This window comes from Vibrio sp. D173a (assembly GCF_030248475.1).
The window spans coordinates 1-972 of record NZ_JAHGAH010001131.1; the positions used below are offsets into that span (position 1 = coordinate 1).

Below are 972 nucleotides of genomic sequence, written 5' to 3' on the forward strand. Positions count from 1 at the left end.
GAACATGTCGCTTGGGCGATTGCGGCGGCCTTTGGTGACAACTTGAAAACTGTTGCGACTCAGCTCGCACTAGAGAATGGTTTGGATGAGTCACAAATTGCGTTCTTGGAAGAGTTGGGCACCTTAGTCAACTATAACGGATATGGGGCATCACTGAGTGATTTGCACTTCACTCCCGTAGAGCTTTACCAAACACTCTATCAATACCCAAATCCGTTTGATTTGTTGAGTGACGAAGAATCGGTGTTCTACCGTTTACGAGCCGCTTATCAAAGTGATTACCAACAGGTGTCGAGCCTCGCTCCAACTACGAGAGCAATTCGGCGCGCGTTTATGAATTGCCGAGTGAAACTTGGGCAAGACGCATTAGCGGGGTATTTGGGAACGAGATTGTTAATCAAGACCCGAACCGTGCTCAGGCTGTACTAACAAAAAATGAAGCTGATAAATCTTACATGGTGAGCTTACGTGCACCCTTGTCGAATAGAACTGGGGCCGATGAGGTGTGTTCTAGCTTTCCTACGGGGGGCGGGCGTAAAGCCGCTGCGGGCATCAACGTTTTGCCAGAAACAGATAAGCAGCGGTTTATTCAAGTGTTAACGGATTACTATTCGAACTAGCTAGGAAAGCAACGAGTCTATATCTTGTTCGTTCTTCGCTGTATGGAAGAATTTCGAGCAGCTCTTACTGTTTTCATTGTCACTTTCCAGGACGAAGGTACTGGTGGTTTTCACAATGTGGTACCACTTTACCTTCTATCTTATCGATATGATTCTGGATAAGTTCTTTGACATCTTGAGCTTGTTGGATGACCTCATCCATGCGGGCTGACTGCTTGAGTAATATAGCAATCGCTTCAGAATCTGAACTTCATTCGCTTCAAATGATTCGTATGAATCGAACGACTCGTTTATAATGAACAGAAAAGGAGCACACAATGCAATCATTAACCGCAAACACAGCAAAAACTAA

At 45.1% G+C, this 972-nt stretch carries 1 protein-coding gene and 1 pseudogene; one reads left to right on the top strand and one right to left on the bottom strand.

Annotated features, from left to right (window positions below; genetic code table 11):
• A pseudogene (locus tag KIV40_RS31775) lies at window positions 1-620 on the top strand (DHH family phosphoesterase); the annotation flags it as partial.
• Window positions 621-699: 79 nt separating this feature from the next.
• On the opposite strand, the gene KIV40_RS31780 reads toward KIV40_RS31775, so the two are convergent.
• Window positions 700-822 (bottom strand): hypothetical protein, encoded by a 123-nt coding sequence (locus KIV40_RS31780; protein WP_285353308.1) that lies wholly within the window; start codon window positions 820-822, stop codon window positions 700-702.
• Window positions 823-972: the final 150 nt, after the last annotated feature.

Bases quoted from the DNA above. Each gene is read 5' to 3' on its own strand.
- KIV40_RS31780 (WP_285353308.1), bottom strand. From the start codon at position 822: ATGGATGAGGTCATCCAACAAGCTCAAGATGTCAAAGAACTTATCCAG.